Source organism: Sulfurimonas indica (assembly GCF_009192995.1).
GTDB lineage: Bacteria > Campylobacterota > Campylobacteria > Campylobacterales > Sulfurimonadaceae > Sulfurimonas > Sulfurimonas indica.
Window position 1 is genome coordinate 48,667 of record NZ_SDID01000014.1, and the last position, 17,550, is coordinate 66,216.

A 17,550-nucleotide genomic window follows, 5' to 3' on the forward strand; every position below is an offset into this window, starting at 1 on the left:
ATTTGAAAAAAAAAGATTTAATAAAAATTACAGGTGCTCGTGAAAACAACTTAAAAAATATAAACTTGAGCATACCAAAAAATGAACTTATCGTTATGACGGGCCTTAGTGGAAGTGGTAAATCAACACTCGCTTTTGATACGCTCTATGCAGAGGGACAACGACGTTATATGGAGAGTCTATCCTCTTATGCAAGACAATTCCTTGACCGTGTCGGTAAGCCTGATGTTGATAAGATAGAAGGACTGACTCCCGCTATTGCTATTGATCAGAAAACGACTTCTAAAAATCCTCGCTCTACTGTCGGGACGATTACTGAGATTTATGATTATCTACGTCTTTTATATGCACGTGTAGGGATTCAGCACTGTCATAAGTGTGGCAAGGTTATCTCACAGATGTCTGCATCAGATATCATCAATGAAGTGGCAAAATTACCAGAAGGTGCGAAACTTGTTCTTATGGCACCGTTAGTGCGTGAGAATAAGGGAAGTTATGCAGATCTGTTAGAATCACTGGTACATAAAGGGTATGTTCGTGCTATGATTGATGGTGTGATGGTACGTCTTGATGAAGAGATTGAGCTCTCTAAAACAAAAAAACATACGATTAAAGTTGTCATTGACAGAGTTGTCGTGAAAGAAGAGAATAAAGAGCGAATTGCTTCTTCGGTTGAAAAAGCATTGAAAGAGAGCTATGGCGAGCTTGAGATCGATGTACTTAATGCCCAAGAGTTAGGAATTTCTGAACATATTCACTACTCGGAACATAATGCCTGCTTTGACTGTAAAATCAGTTTTGATGAACTAGAGCCACTCAGCTTTTCATTTAACTCTCCAAAGGGTGCATGTAGTGAGTGTGACGGATTAGGACTTCGCTATGCGCTTGATGTAGAGAAGATAATAGATCAAGACCTGCCGATAGAAAAGGGTGCGGTCAAGATTGTTTATGGTTTTAACAAAGGTTATTACTTTACCTTCTTAAAAGGTTTTTGTGCAGCTAATGATATTGATATCACCGTACCTTATTCAGAACTGCCGCAGCATCAGCAAAAAGCAATACTTCATGGTGGTATAGAAGAGGTCGAGTTTCTTTGGAAAAAACATAAGGTAAAACGAATTTTTCCGGGGATTATTCGCATCGCTTATGATATGTTCAAGGATGAAAAAGAGCTTGGTGATTATATGAGTGAGAAGGTCTGTAATGTTTGTAATTCTCACCGTCTTAAGCTCGAATCACTTGCTGTAAAAGTGGCAGATAAAGGCATAGCAGAACTGCTCGATATGCCAATAGCAAAAACATACGAGTTCTTTGCAAATGAAGAGAATTTTACATACCTTGACAAACAGCATGCGCAAATCGCACTGCCGATTTTAAATGAGATACGTGAGCGTCTCTTTTTCCTTTATGATGTAGGACTTGGCTACATCACACTTGGACGTGATGCACGTACGATTTCTGGGGGTGAGGCTCAGCGTATTCGCATTGCTTCGCAGATTGGAAGTGGACTGACTGGTGTTATGTATGTTTTGGATGAGCCAAGTATAGGGCTACATGAGAGAGATACACTCAAACTCATTAAAACACTTAGAAGTCTGCAGAAAAAGGGTAATACCGTCATCGTTGTTGAACATGACAAAGAGACTATTGAAAATGCTGATTTTATTGTAGATATCGGAAGTGGAGCAGGGAAGTTCGGTGGAGAGGTTGTCTTTAGTGGTACACTTGATAAACTCAAAAAAGCAAAGACACTCACTGCAGATTATCTCTATGGTCGTAAAAAGATAGAGTACTTTTATAGACGTGGCCAAGAAAAGTGGGTAGAGATTAAAAATGTAACGATTAACAACATCAAAAATCTCTCTGCGAAAATTCCGCTCAATAATTTTGTATGTATTACAGGTGTCAGTGGAAGTGGTAAAAGTTCACTGATGCTTCAAACACTCCTGCCTGTTGCACGTGAGCTTTTAAATCATGCCAGAAAGGTCAATAAAGTTGCAGGTGTCGAGATAACAGGGCTTGAAAATGTCGATAAGGTCATCTATCTTGATCAAAGTCCTATCGGGCGTACTCCACGTTCAAACCCTGCAACTTATACCGGTGTAATGGATGAGATACGTAACCTCTTTGCACAAACAAAAGAGAGTCAGATTCGTGGTTATACTGCTTCACGCTTCTCTTTTAATGTAAAAGGTGGACGTTGTGAGAAATGTCAGGGTGAGGGTGAGATAAAAATAGAGATGCATTTCTTACCAGATATTATGGTCAAATGTGACAGCTGTAAAGGTCGCCGTTACAATGACCAAACTTTAGAGGTCTACTATAAAGGCAAAACCATTTCTGATGTGCTTAATATGAGTGTAGATGAAGCTTTTGAGTTCTTTAAACCGATTCCAAAGATTCATCAGAAGATGAAAACACTTGTTGATGTGGGCTTAGGTTACATCACACTCGGACAAAATGCTGTGACACTCTCAGGTGGAGAGGCACAGCGTATCAAACTTTCAAAAGAGCTCTCACGCAAAGATACTGGAAAAACACTCTATATCTTAGATGAACCTACAACAGGACTGCATTTTGCCGATGTAGACAGACTGACAAATGTTCTTCATAAATTTGTAGAGCTTGGTAACTCTGTACTTATCATCGAGCATAATCTTGATATGATAAAAAATGCTGATTATATCATCGATATGGGACCAGAAGGGGGTAGTGGCGGTGGACTTGTCATCGCAGAAGGCTCACCAGAAGCATTGGCAGAGAATTATGAAAGAACAGGTTCTTATACAGGTGAGTATCTCAAAAAAGAGCTGGCACTTCATAAATAAAGAGAAACATCAATTTTTAATGATATAATAAAACATTGTTAAAAATTGGTAGGTTTTATGCAAAAGAAATATGATATATTAATTGTTGATGATGTTAGTGAAAATATCCGATTAGCAATTAGTATTTTAAAAAATGACAATTATAACTTCTCTTATGCTTTGAGTGGTAAATCTGCTATAGAAATTTTAAAACGAAAACGTTTTGATCTGATACTGCTTGATGTAATGATGCCGGAGCTTGATGGATTTACATTATGTAAGATGATCAAAAAGACTCCGGTACTAAAAGAGATTCCCATCATATTTGTTACTGCAATTGTTGAAATAGACTACATACAAGAGGGTTTTAAACTTGGTGCTGTTGATTATGTGACAAAACCATACCATTCTGTTGAACTGCGTGCCCGTGTGGCAAATCATCTTGAACTCTACAAACACAGACAAAATTTAAAATATCGTAACAGGGAACTGATACATGATATAAAAAGTGAACGTGATCAACACCTAGCAGAGTTGGAGCTAGCGCAAAAAGAGATTATCTATATTCTCTCAGAGATTATGGCATCAGACAGCGGTGAAACGGCTGAACATGTAAAACGTGTGGCAAACATATCCAAAGAGCTTGCACTTTTAGAAGGTCATTTGACACATGAACAGATACATACAGTCTATCTTGCTTCTCCACTGCATGATATAGGAAAAGTTTTGATTGACAATTCCATATTACACAAAAATGATAGACTTACTGATGAAGAGTACTATGAGATGAAAAAGCATCCTGTCTTGGCATTGAACATTTTAAGTAAATCCAAAAGTGAACTTATTAAAGCTGCAGCAGTCATTGCCTATGAACATCATGAAAACTGGGATGGTTCAGGTTATCCTAAAGGTTTACAAGGTGAAGATATACATATTTATGGTAGAATTGTTGCACTAGCAGATGTACTTGATGCATTAACCCATAAACGCTCCTACAAAGAGAAATGGAGCTTTGAAAAAGCTGTACGTTATATCATAAGTCTTGGAGGCAAGAAATTTGATCCAAGGCTTATACACCTATTTGAAAGTAATCTTGAAGTATTTAAAGAGCTAGTGGAAGAGTAAAAATGTATGATCATGAGTTGATAGTTTTTGGAGCTGCAATCATTTTTTTGATAATGGCTTTTTTTGTAATTCTAAAAATTTCAAAAGAAAAACAGTTAGAGCATCAAAAGGCTCTTGAAGATGAGATATATACGTTAAAAGCAAAAATTATAGACCAAGAAAAAATTATAAAATATGCAAAAAACAGTTCACAGAGTCGTTTGGCATTGGAGCAGATTAAAAAGATTGAATCACTGCAATCAGAGATAAAACGACATAAAAAACGTGTCCAGGACGCAAAAGCAATTGCACAGGAAGCACATAACGTAAAATCAGAATTTCTCTCAAACATACGACATGAGATACGCAGTCCGATGAACTCAATCATTGTCTTTGCAGAGCTTTTGGTTCAAGAAAGTCAAAACGCAAAACTGCAAAACTATGCGAAAAATATCTACAGTGCAGGTAAAAAGCTTTTGGAAATGCTTGATGATATCATTGAACTCTCACGTGTTGAAAAGGGTACATTTGTACTTGAAGAAAAACCTGTAGATATCAAAGCACTGATACAAAATATTGTCAGAACACAGAGAGAAGAGGCAAGCCGGAAAGGATTGGAGTTTACACTAGACATTGATGAAAAGATTCCAGATTCGTTGATGCTGGATGAGTCAAAAATAGAAGATATTTTTGCCAATCTTATAGAAAATGCAGTTAAGTTCACAAACAAAGGTTATGTATGTGTAAAACTTGAAGAAGATGGTAAAGACATTGCCAAAAACTCCATTAACTTTCTTTTAACTGTTGAGGACAGCGGTTCTGGTATCGCAGATGAAGATAAAGAGAAAATCTTTGAAATCTTTGAAAGTTCCAAAGAAAAAGAGCTAAGGGGAATAGGACTTGGCCTTTCTATAAATAAAAGAATGGCTAAACTCATGAATGGAGATATCTTTGTTGAATCTCAAGTCGGTAAAGGGTCAAAATTTATTTTTGCACTTACTGGTGTGGAAGTAGTGCTTTTAAGTGCTGACTCTAAAGAGTATAATGAAGATATGATCGATTTCTCACTTATCAAACCAAGCGGTGGAACAGTTATGGTGATAGATGAAAATGCAGAGGTGAGAAGCCTCATTCGTGATTCATTTTTTGAGAGTGCCTTAAAAGTACTCTCATACGACAACCCAAGAGATGCCATAGAAGCTTTGAAGCATAATAAAGTAGATATGATTTTTATTGATATTGACATCTTGACAAGTGATGACAATGCTGTTTCAAAAATCTTAAAAGGTATCAGTGATGCTCCTGTCATCACTTTAACAGAGAAACAGATACGAGGCATTGGTCTGAAATTTAATGCTGCCAAAATTGCTGGACATTTGAAAAAGCCATTGTCAAAATCTGAGCTTTTTAAAATCTCTTTACATGTTCTCAAAGAAGAAGATGAACATGCATATAGTTTAATCTCAGAAGATGAAGAGAGTTTTGAGAATCTTCAAAGATCTCAAGTAGAGCGTTTTTCCCAACTTACATCAAAAAATCTGAATCAACTCTATGATAAGGCCCTTAAAACCCACGATCTCGATACCATAAAACTTTTTGCCGAAGAGCTTTTGAGCATAGCACTGGACTGTGCTATAGAGGATATGGTCAAGTTTGCCGATAAACTTCTTGTAAAGATCGAACTTTTTGAAATTGATGCTATTAACAATATGATGCAGCAGTACAAGCAAAAAGTTTCTCGATTAAAAAATTCTATAGTATAATTCGACAAAAATTACAAAGGCTAAAAATGTCAGTATATGTTTTTGGACACAGAAATCCAGATAGTGATTCTATTATTGGTGCAATAGCACTTTCATATCTTAAAAATCAGGTAGAAAATGAAGAGTATATTCCTGTAAAACAGGGAGATATTTCTGCTGAGACTGCATTTATCTTAGAAAAATTCGGATATGCAGATAAAGAGCCGGCTTTAAAAACTTCTGTAGCAGGTGAGAAGGTTTATCTTGTAGACTCTACTGACAAACCACATTTCCAGGATGATATTGATGAAGCAACTATTGTTGGTATTGTTGACCACCATAAACTTGGTGATATCATCACATCTACGCCACTTGAAGCGTGGATAAGACCAATTGGATCATCAAATACAGTTATTTATGAGATGTACAGATGCTATGGTGTTGACGTGCCAAAAGAGATAGCGGGAATGATGATGCTTGCAATTTTAAGTGACACTGTTATCTTTAAATCACCAACATGTACAAAAGTAGATACAAAAGCCGTAAAGGAACTAGCTCAAATTGCAGGCATAGAAGATTATAAACAACTTGCAATGGAGATGTTCATTGTAAAATCTGCAGTCGATGGTGCATCTGCACGTGATTTAAATACACGTGACTATAAAGAGTTCAATATGAACAGTACAAAAGTAGGTATCGGTCAGCTTGAGATGGTGGATATCACAGTCTTAGAGCCACGTGAGGATGAACTTTTAGAAGATATGAAAAAGATGAAAGAGGAGAATGGTCTGCATACTGTTCTTATTCTTTTGACAGATATCATGAAAGAGGGCTCAAAACTCCTTGTAGTATCTGACGATGCAAGCAAAATAGAAGCTGCTTTTAATGTAAAACTAGAAAATAACAAAGCATGGCTTAAGGGTGTTCTTAGTCGTAAAAAACAGGTCGTTCCTTTCGTTCAGCCACAATTCTAAAAGATTAAACGCTACTCAGTATAGAGGTAGCGTTTGATTTTCTTCGTTGGAGTCTTTACAAAAGGCTCGATTTGTTCTATGAACTTTGTTATCTTTGAAAAAGATGCAAGTTGTGCGTTTACTTCCTTTCGCATATCTTCTAGAAGTTTGTCTATCTTCTCTTTTACTTCACTGTCCGGTGTATTATCCGCTTTAAAGAGTTTGTCTATGAGCTCATAATCCAAGTGAATTCTAGCTACAAGTTTACCCTCTTTTTCCATTACAAGTGAGTCAAGAACTGTCTCATTTTGATTGATAATGGCTTCTATCTGTTCAGGATAGATGTTCTCTCCACCAGAGCCGATGATGACATTTTTACTTCTTCCGCTTATGAACAGATAACCGTCTTCATCAAGATAACCAAGATCTCCTGTTTTAAACCACTCTCCATCCATTACCTCTTTTGTTTGCTCTTCATCTTTGTAATATCCCAGCATTACACTTGGAGATTTGACATAGATTTCGCCTTCACCATTGTTTGGATTTGGTTCATGGATTTCAACTTCCACTCCAACCATAGGGAGGCCAGTTGAGCCGATTTTTGGGGTATGGTCGAGTCGTGTACCTGCAATAAGTGGAGATGTTTCTGTCAGTCCATATCCTATAATGTATGGAAAATCCGCTTCTGCAAGGAATTTCTCAACAAAAGGAGAGAGTGCGGCTCCACCAATTCCTAAAAACCGAAGCTTTCCGCCAAATGTTTCTATCAGCTTTTTCCCTGCAATTTTGTTGAGTTTTTTTCTTACAAACGGGATGTTATAAAGAAATCTCATAGGAGCTGAGCTTGTAAACTTTGGCAGTACCTTGTTTTTGTAAATCTTCTCGATGATAAGTGGAACTGAGAGCATCATAGTCGGTTGTACAACACTAAAAGCTTTGATGAGTACATTTGGTGTTGGTGTTTTATCAATGTAGACAACATCTGCTCCGTGAAGTATAGGTACTATCATCCCAACAGTACACTCAAGAGTATGTGCAAGTGGTAAGATAGATAAAAAAGTGTCTTCTGGAGTAATGTTTATATTCTTGTAAGCACTCATGGCATTTGTAACGAGATTTTTATGTGAGAGCATAACACCTTTTGAGTGTCCTGTAGTTCCTGAAGTGTAAAGCAGTGCCGCCATATCATCTTCTGCAGGCTTTGGCAGCTCTTTAGAAGCTATACGTTGTTTGAGTTTGGACATATAGCTGTGGTTGGTTAACTCATCTACAAGTGTTAAATCATCAAGCTTGATAACAAACTTCATATTTGAGTCTTCAAGCTCTTCTATGGTTTGCAGATGTTTGTTGGAGACAAAAACAGCTTTTGCTTCTGAGTGACGAATGATATGCTGTACATCAGATGGATGAAAATCCGGTAAAATAGGGACTATAATCCCGCCAAAATAGGTAACACTAAAGTAGGCTATGGCCCAATTTGGCATATTTTCACTCAGTAGTGCTACTTTGTCACCTTTTCTTATACCATTGTCTTTTAGAATCTTTATCATATTGAAGATATTTTCATAAAGTTCTTTATAGCTCATAGGTTCTTGACCTACTTTAGAGAGAACATCTCTTTCTCCATAGAGTTTGACAGAACGGTTTAACAGTGCCGGAAGTGTAAAGTTTTCTAAGTTTTCATATGGATATAGCATATATAATCTCTTCTTGTATATAAATTTAGTATTATTATACATAAAATATTCCAATCAGGCATAACAATGAGCAGACGACACAAAAGCAAACAGCCAAAACGTAATACCGTAACATTTACAGCTAAAGATTTTCTTCCAACAACACGCGCAGAGATGGATGCGCGTGGATGGGATTATTGTGATGTGATTTTAGTAAGTGGTGATGCTTACATAGACTCTCCATTTATCGGTGTTTCAATGGTTGGTCGTATGCTTGAGAGAATGGGATATAAGGTCGGTATGATAGGTCAGCCGGATATTGATTCACCTGATGATATTATGCGTCTTGGAGAGCCACGTCTTTACTGGGGTGTTAGTGGTGGTAGTGTTGACTCTATGGTGTCAAACTATACAGCCACAAAGAAGTTTAGAAATTCAGATGACTATACTCCGGGTGGAAAAAACAACAAACGCCCAGACAGAGCAGTCCTTGTCTATACAAACTTAATTCGTCGCTATTTTAAAAATACAGTGCCGATTGTCCTTGGCGGTATTGAAGCTTCACTTCGTCGTGTGAGTCACTATGATTACTGGTCAAATAAACTCAAAAAACCCATACTTTTTGACTCTAAAGCTGATGTGATGATCTATGGAATGGGTGAGATTGCCTTAGAACAACTTACAAAGGCCATAGAGGATAAACGTGATTATCGTGATATTCGAGGAATATGCTATATCTCTAAAGAGCCTGTATATGAGTATATTCAACTGCCAAGTCATCAAGAGTGTTTGGATGATAAAGAGAAGTATATCGATCTTTTCGATGCTTTTTATGACAATAATGACCCAATCTCAGCCAATGGACTCTGTCAGCCTGTAGATACACGCTACCTGATTCAAAACCCTCCATGTGATTATCTCAATGAAGATGAGATGGATGCCAATTCAAAGCTTCCTTTTACAAGAGAGTTGCATCCCTACTATGCTAAAGATGGCAAAGTGAAGTGTCTGGAGACGATTAAATTTTCCATCATGACACACCATGGATGCTGGGGAGAGTGTAACTTCTGTGCTATTGGTGTGCATCAAGGCAGAACTATTCGTACAAGAAGTGAGAAAAACATCCTCGAAGAGGCAAAAGAGTTTAACAAGTACAAAGATTACAAGGGAATTATCAGTGATGTTGGCGGACCTACGGCAAATATGTATGGGTATGAGTGCGGTAAAAAGCTAAAACTCGGTACCTGTGACCATCAACGCTGTGTCGATGCAAATCATCTCTGTAAAACAATGAAGATAGACCACTCAAGAAACATCAACCTTTTACGTCAAGTACGTCAGGTTGAAGGTGTAAGAAAAGCCTTTGTAGCAAGTGGCGTGAGATATGACTTCATTACAGAAGATAAGCAGCACGGATATACTTACCTTAAAGAGATGGTCAAACACCATATCTCCGGACAGATGAAAGTAGCTCCGGAACATACACAGCAACATGTACTTGAACTGATGGGAAAACCTGGTAAGCAGACACTGATAGATTTTAAAAAGATGTATGACAAACTCAATGCAGAAGAGGGTAAAAAACAGTTCTTGACCTACTATCTTATAGCTGCACACCCCGGATGTACCGAGAGTGATATGCATGAACTGAAACGCTTTACAAGTGAAGAGCTACAGATGAATCCCGAACAGGCACAAGTCTTTACACCAACACCATCAACATACTCAGCAGTCATGTACTACACAGAGATGGACCCAAAAACTCGTAAGAAGATCTTTGTAGAAAAAGATACAAAGAGTAAAGAGAAACAAAAGCAGATAGTTGTGAAAAAAGACAACTTTTGCTCAGGGTTTGCTTCTTAATCTTTTAGAATCGAAGTAGCAGTTACAAAGATATAATCTTTTCCCGTAATAGTTACTCGAAACTTTTTTTGTTGCAGATATTTTTTTGCAAAGTTGACATCTTTGTAAAGATTGGACATTTCACTGAAGTTATAATTTTTCATCTTTGCACCGTAAATCATCTCTCCATCTATCCAGCGGCAGTTTGGCCATGCTAGTATCATAGCACCCCTTTTTGAGAGTTGGTTTTGAACGATGGACATAAGGAGTTTATTGTACTCTAAGTTAGAACTTTGCAGTGTTCCTATGCTTATAATTAGGTCAAACTCTCCCAAGTTGAGTTCTTTTAAGTGGTTTATATCAGCACACAGCAGTTCTATATTGTCATCTTTTTCAAATTTCTCTTTTGCTGCTTCAATAGCTGAAGCACAGTAGTCTATACCTACAAGTTCCAACTCTGAGAAATTTTTTGCCATCTCTTTGATTATTTCAAACTCATCACCGCTGTTGATACCAAGATTTAAAATACGTCTATGTGAGGAGAGTTTGACATTTTGCAAAGCTTGCGTGAAGTAATGAAGAAATCCTGCTTCTTCGTTTTTATAGATTTGTGAGAATATAGATTCTGTGCCATATTTATCTTCTTTGTCCGCATTGCTTGCATGAAAGCTGTCTTGTGTAAGTTTTTCATATCTCATAAGGATGAAGTTTTCATCTACAGGCTTTGGTGTGAGCATTCTACAACCAAGAGCATGTGCCAAATCAATCCAACTTTTATATCCTCTGTAGATAACATCTTCATCAGCTATTTTTATATGTGTACCATTGTATGTAGAAGTTGTAATATCTGGATTGACAACTACAAACTCTATGATCTCTTTCGGTTTTTTGCAGTTAAGGACTTTTGTTAATGTTTCTATTATTTCAAATAAATGTAAGGTGTGTAATTTCATCATACTATTCCAACTTGCAAGAATTATTCCACAATTTTGTGATGAAAATGTGATATAATTATTACAAATTCAAATAGTTGTAAATGAGAAGAGATGAATAATAATATAAGTTTTTATAAATTTATGTACAGACAAGTTGCCATGGCTTTGGCTTTGACGCTTGGTACTTCACCTGGTTATATATTGATGGGTTATCTTTACAGTTCTTTATATGTGGAGATTATGTGGTACATAATTGTGCTTTGTATCTCATGGTGGGGTTATTATCTTTATAGACTCTTTTCAAATGATATGACCATAGAAGAAAAAGAGAGTTGGCTTACGGAAGTACGTATATTTATGTTCGTTTATTTTTCGCTTTGGACATTGATGTTTGTTTATTATGTTTTTAAAGACAATATCAATCTTCACTATATAGCCATTGCAACACAACTAGGAAGTTCAGTTGTTGCTTCGACTATTTTAGCTTCACAAAAAAAGCTTGTGATCTCAACCGTTGTAGCCTTGATGTTACCGATCACCATTTATTTTATAGCTGTTGGTGAAGTGTACAGTTATCTTTTAGCCTTTTTTACACTTGTTTTGGCCATTGTCTTACTGTATGCTGCAAAAAATACACATGATTATCTTATAAAGAGTCGTTTTCAAGCCTATCATGACTATTTGACAGGGCTTGGAAATAGACGCTATTTTATAGAGATGCTTGAGAGCTCGAGCAAACAAAATGCTAATAAGTATACATATCTGTTATTAATTGATTTAGATTATTTCAAAATTATCAATGATACCTTGGGGCATGATGTTGGTGATGAACTTCTTAAAGAAGTTGCTCATAGGATGGAGAATCTAGCCGTAGAATATGGCAATATCACAGCGAGACTTGGTGGTGATGAGTTCTGTGTTCTTGGAAAGTGCAGTTTTGATACTGAAGAAGCATGTCGTAAAGATGCGGAAGAATTTTCTACTAAATTGCTTGATGCAATTAAGCAGAGCTATTGTATTGACGGCAGTAGTCTTTATATCAGTGCAAGTATTGGTGTAAGTATTATCAATAACCCAAAACTACAGGCGAATGAGTTTTTAAAAGAGGCAGATATCGCTATGTATGAAGCAAAACATAGAGGGAGAGATGGCATTATAGTCTTTAATGATGCGCTTAGCAAGCTTGTTGAAGAGAAGCTTGATATTGAAAGACATCTGCATTTTGCTTTAAAAAATCAAGAGATAGACCTGCTCTATCAGCCACAGGTCGATGTGAAGGGCAGAATAATCGGGTGTGAGGTACTTGTTCGTTGGGAGAGTAGTGACTTAGGCACTATCTCTCCAGAGGTTTTTATACCGATAGCTGAGAGCAATGGCTATATCATTGAACTTGGTGATTACATTCTTGAAGATACACTCCGAACACTTGCAAAATGGACACAGGCAGGGGTACGTTTGCAACAGATATCTATCAATGTAAGTATGCGTCAACTCTTACATAAAGATTTTGTACCGCGTGTTTTTGAACTCTTTAAAAAGTACAGTGTGGCGAATTTTGATACAAGGATCATTTTTGAGATCACAGAGACAAGTACCTATGATGATACAAAAAAACTTATTCATATTATTAACAGACTCAGACATGTGCATGTTTATTTCTCCATAGATGATTTTGGAACAGGATACTCCTCTTTGAGTTATTTACGTGACATTCCAATAGATGAACTCAAAATTGATAAATCTTTTATCTCAGAACTCTCTAATGTACAGCAAGCATCTTTGGTAAAGTCCATTATAGACATTTCACAAAACCTTAATCTGACAATTGTTGCTGAAGGAGTGGAAGAAGAGTATCAAAAAGAGTTCCTTGCAGAACTGAATTGTGATATTTTCCAAGGGTATCTTTTCTCAAAACCACTCAAAAAAGAGCATTTTGAAGAGTATTATAAAATGAAAAATTATCTCTAGAAGAACTTTAGCGCAAAAAATGTTCCAACTTTTTTACTTTATTAGATTTCTTTTAGTTTAATTACTCTACAATAACTAAAAATTATTTGGAAACTCAAAGAATGCGAATAGATAAATTTTTAAACTCTGTAAATATTACAAAACGACGCTCAGTTGCACAGGATATGCTTGCAAATGGCGTTGTAGAGATAAACGGTGTAGTGGTAAAACCGAGTAAAAATGTCGAGGTTGGGAGTGTCATAACCATCAACTATCTCAAAGAGCCAAAAAAGTATGAAGTACTGCAGATTCCTACAACAAAATCAACACCAAAATCACTCCAGCATGAGTATATCAAGGAGATTTCATAATGAATTATGAAGAGGCAAAAGCAGAATTTACAAAACTTTTTGAACATAAAATGAGTGATGATCAGATGCGTGAGTTTTTACTCTCACTTGAGCTGAATGAACATACTCCTGTTGAGACAATAGCTGCTGCTGCAGATGTGATGCGTTCTTTTGCAATTCCTTTACCAATAAGTGAAGAGTTGCGTGAGCGTGCCATTGACATCGTAGGTACTGGCGGTGATAAGATAGGCTCTTTTAATATCTCTTCAACGACTTCTATTTTAACTGCTGCTTGTGGAGCAACTGTTGCAAAACATGGAAACCGCTCTATCACGTCAAAGAGTGGGAGTGCAGATGTACTTGAGGCTTTAGGTATTAACTTGGCCCTTTCTGTAGAGCAAAATGCAAGACTCTTAGAAGAAGCCGGATGGTGTTTTATGTTTGCACAGAACCATCACCCTGCGATGAAGTTCATTATGCCGGTGCGTAAGTCCATAGATACAAAGACAGTGTTTAATGTCTTAGGTCCGCTTACAAATCCTGCAAACATCAAAAAATATATGCTTGGTGTCTTCGACAAAGCTTTTGTACCAAAGATGGCTGAAGCGTTGAAAATAAACGGTGCCGCGTCAGCTCTTGTTGTTAGCTCGCAGGAGGGGATGGATGAGATAGGTATCAGTGGTGTCACGTATGCCACACGTCTAAAAGATGGTAAGCTCGAAGAGTTTGAGATAAATCCAGAAGATTATGGACTTAAATGCGCTCCGCTTGAAGCAATAGCCGGTGGTGATGCCAGAGAAAATGCAAAAATTATGTTTAACATCTTTGATAATACATCAACAGATGCACAGCGTGATATCGTACTTTTAAATACGGCAGCTTCACTGATGGTGGATGGTTTGGCTCGTGATATTCAAGATGGGTTAGAGATGGGGCGTGAAGCACTTGCAAATGCTCGTGCGAAGAAAAAGCTAAAACAGATTGTAGAGTTGTCAAACAAGCTATGAAAAAAGAGTATAAGCTAGAGTTACATGAACTCAATAAGCTCACGCAGGATGTCTTAGATACATTTTCAAACGGTGTTATTATCTTGCGTGGAGATTTGGCAGCTGGAAAGACAACACTTGTGAAAGCTTTCGCAAAAAAGTTAGGCTGTGATGAAGAGGTGACATCACCGACATTTTCCCTACAGCAGTGTTATGGTGAGAAGATTTTTCATTATGACATCTATAATCATGGACTGGAGCATTTCATCTCTTTAGGGATGTTAGAAGAGTTGGATAAAGAGGGACTGCACTTTATAGAGTGGGGTGATGATGCTCTGGTTGAGCTTTTAGAGTCCGCAGGGATTGATGTAATGACAATAGATATAAAAAAGATTTCAGATAAAGCAAGAGAGTACAGCATATGCACACATTAAAAGCAGTAGATTTAAAGAAGAAGATAAAAGAGTTAGAGATAGTTAAGGGCATGAGCCTTGAAGTAAACAGCGGAGAGGTTGTCGGGCTTTTGGGGCCAAACGGTGCAGGGAAGACAACTACTTTTTATATGATATGTGGACTTGTAGAGGCGAGTGACGGAAAGGTTTTTTTTGACGGAGAGGATCTTATCGGTATGCCGCTGCATCAGCGTGCACGTAAGGGTATTGGATATCTTCCGCAAGAGGCTTCCATCTTTAAAGATTTGAGTGTAGAAGATAACCTGATGATAGCAGCAGAGGTTGGCATCAAAGATAAAAAAGCTCAGGAAGAGCGAATTTTAGAACTTCTGGATATGTTTAACATTGAGCCGATTCGCTATCGAAAAGGAATTAGTCTTTCAGGTGGAGAGCGTCGTCGTGTTGAGATTGCCCGTGCACTTGTAAACAAGCCAAAGTTTTTACTGCTTGATGAACCCTTTGCCGGAGTTGACCCAATTGCTGTGATGGATATCCAAAAGGTAATCCATCAGTTGGTATCGTACGATATCGGTGTACTTATAACGGACCACAATGTGCGTGAGACATTGGATGTGTGTGACAGAGCCTATGTTATTAAATCAGGTGAGCTTTTAGCAAGTGGAACAAGTGAAGAGATTGGGAAAAACCCTGATGTCCGTAAGCACTATCTTGGTGAGAGCTTTAAGCTGTAAGGATTGTAGAAAAAGATGGGAGCATTAAGGCAGACGCAAGGGGTTGAGACAAAGCACAAACTCTCAAATACACTGCGTAACTGGTTACCGATACTACACTCCTCGCTCTCAGACCTTCCAGAGGTGATGGCTCCTTTTGTTGAAGCAAACCCTGTTGTTGAAATTAAAAACGGATATGAAGAGGATTTTGAGAAAAAGATTCCCAAAAAGATCATCTCCGGTGCTGTAAGTAACTCACGTACAGAACAGATAGAAGCATTGACCATTCAATCTCGCTCTTTGTTTGAAGTACTTGACGAGCAACTTGGTGCACCACTCTTTCCGACACCGATTTCTCAAGAGATTGCCGAGTTTGTTGTGCAAAACCTGGATGAAAACGGTTACTATGAAGGTAAAACTCAAGAGTTTTGTCAAAAGCATGCAATTGATGAGGATGCTTTTGAGAAAGTTCGTCTGCGTTTTGCTTTTATAGAGCCTGTTGGCATAGGAGCAAAAAATCTTGCAGAGAGCTTTTTGTTTCAGCTTGATAATGCCGAGATAAGTAATGAAGCCTATTCTCTTGCTGCAACTATTATTCAAAACATGCAAGATATTCACAGTTTTGCAAAAGAGCCCCATTTTACAGAAGCGATGAAGGTGATATCGAGTTTTAAAAATCCGCCAAATATTGAGTATCAAGAGGATTCTGCGCAGATTGTACCTGATTTAATGATATACTTTAATGATGATAATGAGATAGAGGTCAAGCTCAATGATGCCTACTACCCGACTATCAATATCGATACTTCCTATGGGGTAGAGCATGATTTTGTCAAAGAGAAGATAAAAGAGGCAAAATCTCTTGTTGATGCTCTTGATATGCGTCGGGCAACGCTCTATAAAGTAGGGTTGATGATAGTTGAATATCAGTATGAGTTTTTTACCGGTGGCCGTATTATGCCGCTTACTCTCAAAACACTTGCTGATGAGTTTGGACACAATCCTTCAACTATCAGCCGTGCCATCGCAAACAAGTACATTGCTTGTGACAGAGGTGTGCTTGCAATGAAAGAGTTCTTCACAACAGCTATCGATGAAGATGTCAGTAATGCAGCCATCAAAGAGTACCTTGTCTCACTTGTCAAAGAGGAGAATAGGGTAAAACCACTCAGCGATATGAAACTGTTAGAAAAAATAGAAGAGAAGTTCAAGGTAAAAATGGTACGCCGTACCATTGCTAAGTATAGGAAACAACTCAATATAGCCGGTTCATCTGAGCGTAAAAAGCTCTATCAACTTGGCGGATAAAAGGATAATAATGATAAAAGAAATAATAAAATACCCAACAACACCGAGTCTGGAGTTCGGCGGAAATGTACGACATTTTAATCAAGAGTTATATGATTTGATTGATGATATTAAAGATACGATGCAAGCCAATGATTTAAATGCACTTGCAGCCTTTCAGATAGGCTCTGCGTATGCTGTAATCGTTATTAAAAATGAAGATGGTTCGTATGTGGAGATAATCAATCCAAGAATCATTAAGCGTGAGGGAACAGTTGAGCCGATTGAAACAACTGCTTATTTCCCAGGTCTTAGTGCAAAGACCAAACGTTATGAGAAGATAAAAGTGATGTATGAAGACAGAGAAGGCAAACAACAGTTTTTAGAGGCTGATGGAGATCTTTCCATTACGATTCAGCGTAAAATAGACTATCTTTTTGGTTCAAACTTCCGTGTGAGACTCTCTGATGAAGAGAGAAAGCTTTTTGACTCAAAACTGGAGTTTGGTACGGATGCCATTACAGATAACGGCTGTCCGACAGTCTTTAAACGCGACAGAATTCTGCAGGTCTTTCGAGTCTTTTTTATCTCTGCGATTCTTGGGCTTATCGGCAGTTTTTTTGTAAGTGAAGAGACACTGCAAACACTTACAAGGGTAGAAAATTATCTGATGGCCTCTATGCTTGGACTTATTGTTATCTATTTCTTTTATGCACAGTATGAAGGAAAGCAGTATAAAAACTGTAGTTCGTGTCAGATAGGTAATATCATAGGTACAAGTGCCATAGAACTCACAAA

Annotated in this window: 14 protein-coding genes; 12 read left to right on the plus strand and 2 right to left on the minus strand. The window is 37.5% G+C overall.

The window, feature by feature from the left end; genetic code table 11:
• Positions 1-2: 2 nt before the first annotated feature.
• The 4 genes from uvrA to ES948_RS07720 are packed head-to-tail and all read left to right on the plus strand — an operon-like array spanning position 3 to position 6,627.
• Positions 3-2,828, plus strand: coding sequence for an excinuclease ABC subunit UvrA (gene uvrA / locus ES948_RS07705; RefSeq protein WP_152184372.1), 2,826 nt, complete (start codon positions 3-5; stop codon positions 2,826-2,828).
• A gap of 57 nt (positions 2,829-2,885) precedes the next feature.
• Entirely contained in the window at positions 2,886-3,932 is a 1,047-nt protein-coding gene (locus tag ES948_RS07710; RefSeq protein ID WP_152184373.1) for an HD domain-containing phosphohydrolase, read from the plus strand.
• Between the two features lie 2 nt (positions 3,933-3,934).
• Entirely contained in the window at positions 3,935-5,674 is a 1,740-nt protein-coding gene (locus ES948_RS07715) for a hybrid sensor histidine kinase/response regulator (RefSeq protein WP_152184374.1), read from the plus strand.
• Between the two features lie 26 nt (positions 5,675-5,700).
• The gene (locus ES948_RS07720; RefSeq protein WP_152184375.1) at positions 5,701-6,627 is read left to right on the plus strand and encodes a manganese-dependent inorganic pyrophosphatase; all 927 of its coding nucleotides are present in this window, start codon (positions 5,701-5,703) and stop codon (positions 6,625-6,627) included.
• 11 nt (positions 6,628-6,638) lie between these two features.
• Here ES948_RS07720 and ES948_RS07725 read toward each other — a convergent pair whose 3' ends face one another.
• Complete coding sequence (locus ES948_RS07725) at positions 6,639-8,303, minus strand: AMP-binding protein (RefSeq protein WP_152184376.1); 1,665 nt, start codon at positions 8,301-8,303, stop codon at positions 6,639-6,641.
• A 153-nt stretch (positions 8,304-8,456) separates the two neighbouring features.
• On the opposite strand from ES948_RS07725, the gene ES948_RS07730 reads away from it, so the two are divergent.
• Positions 8,457-10,145 (plus strand): YgiQ family radical SAM protein, encoded by a 1,689-nt coding sequence (locus ES948_RS07730; RefSeq protein WP_152184387.1) that lies wholly within the window; start codon positions 8,457-8,459, stop codon positions 10,143-10,145.
• On the opposite strand, the gene ES948_RS07735 is transcribed toward ES948_RS07730, so the two are convergent.
• Positions 10,142-11,077, minus strand: a complete 936-nt coding sequence (locus ES948_RS07735; RefSeq protein ID WP_246153848.1) for a class I SAM-dependent methyltransferase — start codon at positions 11,075-11,077, stop codon at positions 10,142-10,144. The genes ES948_RS07730 and ES948_RS07735 overlap by 4 nt on opposite strands.
• A 93-nt stretch (positions 11,078-11,170) precedes the next feature.
• On the opposite strand from ES948_RS07735, the gene ES948_RS07740 reads away from it, so the two are divergent.
• The 7 genes from ES948_RS07740 to ES948_RS07770 all read left to right on the plus strand — a co-directional run.
• Entirely contained in the window at positions 11,171-13,027 is a 1,857-nt protein-coding gene (locus ES948_RS07740) for a putative bifunctional diguanylate cyclase/phosphodiesterase (protein ID WP_152184378.1), read from the plus strand.
• 101 nt (positions 13,028-13,128) lie between these two features.
• The gene (locus tag ES948_RS07745; protein WP_152184379.1) at positions 13,129-13,377 is read left to right on the plus strand and encodes an RNA-binding S4 domain-containing protein; all 249 of its coding nucleotides are present in this window, start codon (positions 13,129-13,131) and stop codon (positions 13,375-13,377) included.
• The gene (gene trpD, locus ES948_RS07750; protein ID WP_152184380.1) at positions 13,377-14,363 is read left to right on the plus strand and encodes an anthranilate phosphoribosyltransferase; all 987 of its coding nucleotides are present in this window, start codon (positions 13,377-13,379) and stop codon (positions 14,361-14,363) included. The genes ES948_RS07745 and trpD overlap by 1 nt, the downstream gene beginning before the upstream one ends.
• Positions 14,360-14,776, plus strand: coding sequence for a tRNA (adenosine(37)-N6)-threonylcarbamoyltransferase complex ATPase subunit type 1 TsaE (gene tsaE / locus ES948_RS07755; RefSeq protein ID WP_152184381.1), 417 nt, complete (start codon positions 14,360-14,362; stop codon positions 14,774-14,776). Before trpD ends, tsaE begins: the two co-directional genes overlap by 4 nt.
• Positions 14,764-15,486, plus strand: coding sequence for an LPS export ABC transporter ATP-binding protein (lptB, locus tag ES948_RS07760; protein WP_152184382.1), 723 nt, complete (start codon positions 14,764-14,766; stop codon positions 15,484-15,486). Before tsaE ends, lptB begins: the two co-directional genes overlap by 13 nt.
• A gap of 15 nt (positions 15,487-15,501) precedes the next feature.
• Positions 15,502-16,773 carry an RNA polymerase factor sigma-54 gene (locus ES948_RS07765; protein WP_152184383.1) on the plus strand — a complete coding sequence of 424 codons (1,272 nt, stop codon included), beginning with the start codon at positions 15,502-15,504 and terminating at the stop codon, positions 16,771-16,773.
• Between the two features lie 10 nt (positions 16,774-16,783).
• On the plus strand, positions 16,784-17,550 hold a 767-nt coding region (locus ES948_RS07770; RefSeq protein ID WP_152184384.1), incomplete at its 3' end, for a peptide deformylase.

Excerpts from the sequence above, each read along its gene's own strand:
- ES948_RS07710 (WP_152184373.1), top strand. The coding sequence starts at position 2,886 with ATGCAAAAGAAATATGATATATTAATTGTTGATGATGTTAGTGAAAAT.
- ES948_RS07715 (WP_152184374.1), top strand. The coding sequence starts at position 3,935 with ATGTATGATCATGAGTTGATAGTTTTTGGAGCTGCAATCATTTTTTTG.
- ES948_RS07720 (WP_152184375.1), top strand. The coding sequence starts at position 5,701 with ATGTCAGTATATGTTTTTGGACACAGAAATCCAGATAGTGATTCTATT.
- ES948_RS07725 (WP_152184376.1), bottom strand. The coding sequence starts at position 8,303 with ATGCTATATCCATATGAAAACTTAGAAAACTTTACACTTCCGGCACTG.
- ES948_RS07730 (WP_152184387.1), top strand. The coding sequence starts at position 8,457 with ATGGATGCGCGTGGATGGGATTATTGTGATGTGATTTTAGTAAGTGGT.
- ES948_RS07735 (WP_246153848.1), bottom strand. The coding sequence starts at position 11,077 with ATGAAATTACACACCTTACATTTATTTGAAATAATAGAAACATTAACA.
- ES948_RS07740 (WP_152184378.1), top strand. The coding sequence starts at position 11,171 with ATGAATAATAATATAAGTTTTTATAAATTTATGTACAGACAAGTTGCC.
- ES948_RS07745 (WP_152184379.1), top strand. The coding sequence starts at position 13,129 with ATGCGAATAGATAAATTTTTAAACTCTGTAAATATTACAAAACGACGC.
- trpD (WP_152184380.1), top strand. The coding sequence starts at position 13,377 with ATGAATTATGAAGAGGCAAAAGCAGAATTTACAAAACTTTTTGAACAT.
- tsaE (WP_152184381.1), top strand. The coding sequence starts at position 14,360 with ATGAAAAAAGAGTATAAGCTAGAGTTACATGAACTCAATAAGCTCACG.
- lptB (WP_152184382.1), top strand. The coding sequence starts at position 14,764 with ATGCACACATTAAAAGCAGTAGATTTAAAGAAGAAGATAAAAGAGTTA.
- ES948_RS07765 (WP_152184383.1), top strand. The coding sequence starts at position 15,502 with ATGGGAGCATTAAGGCAGACGCAAGGGGTTGAGACAAAGCACAAACTC.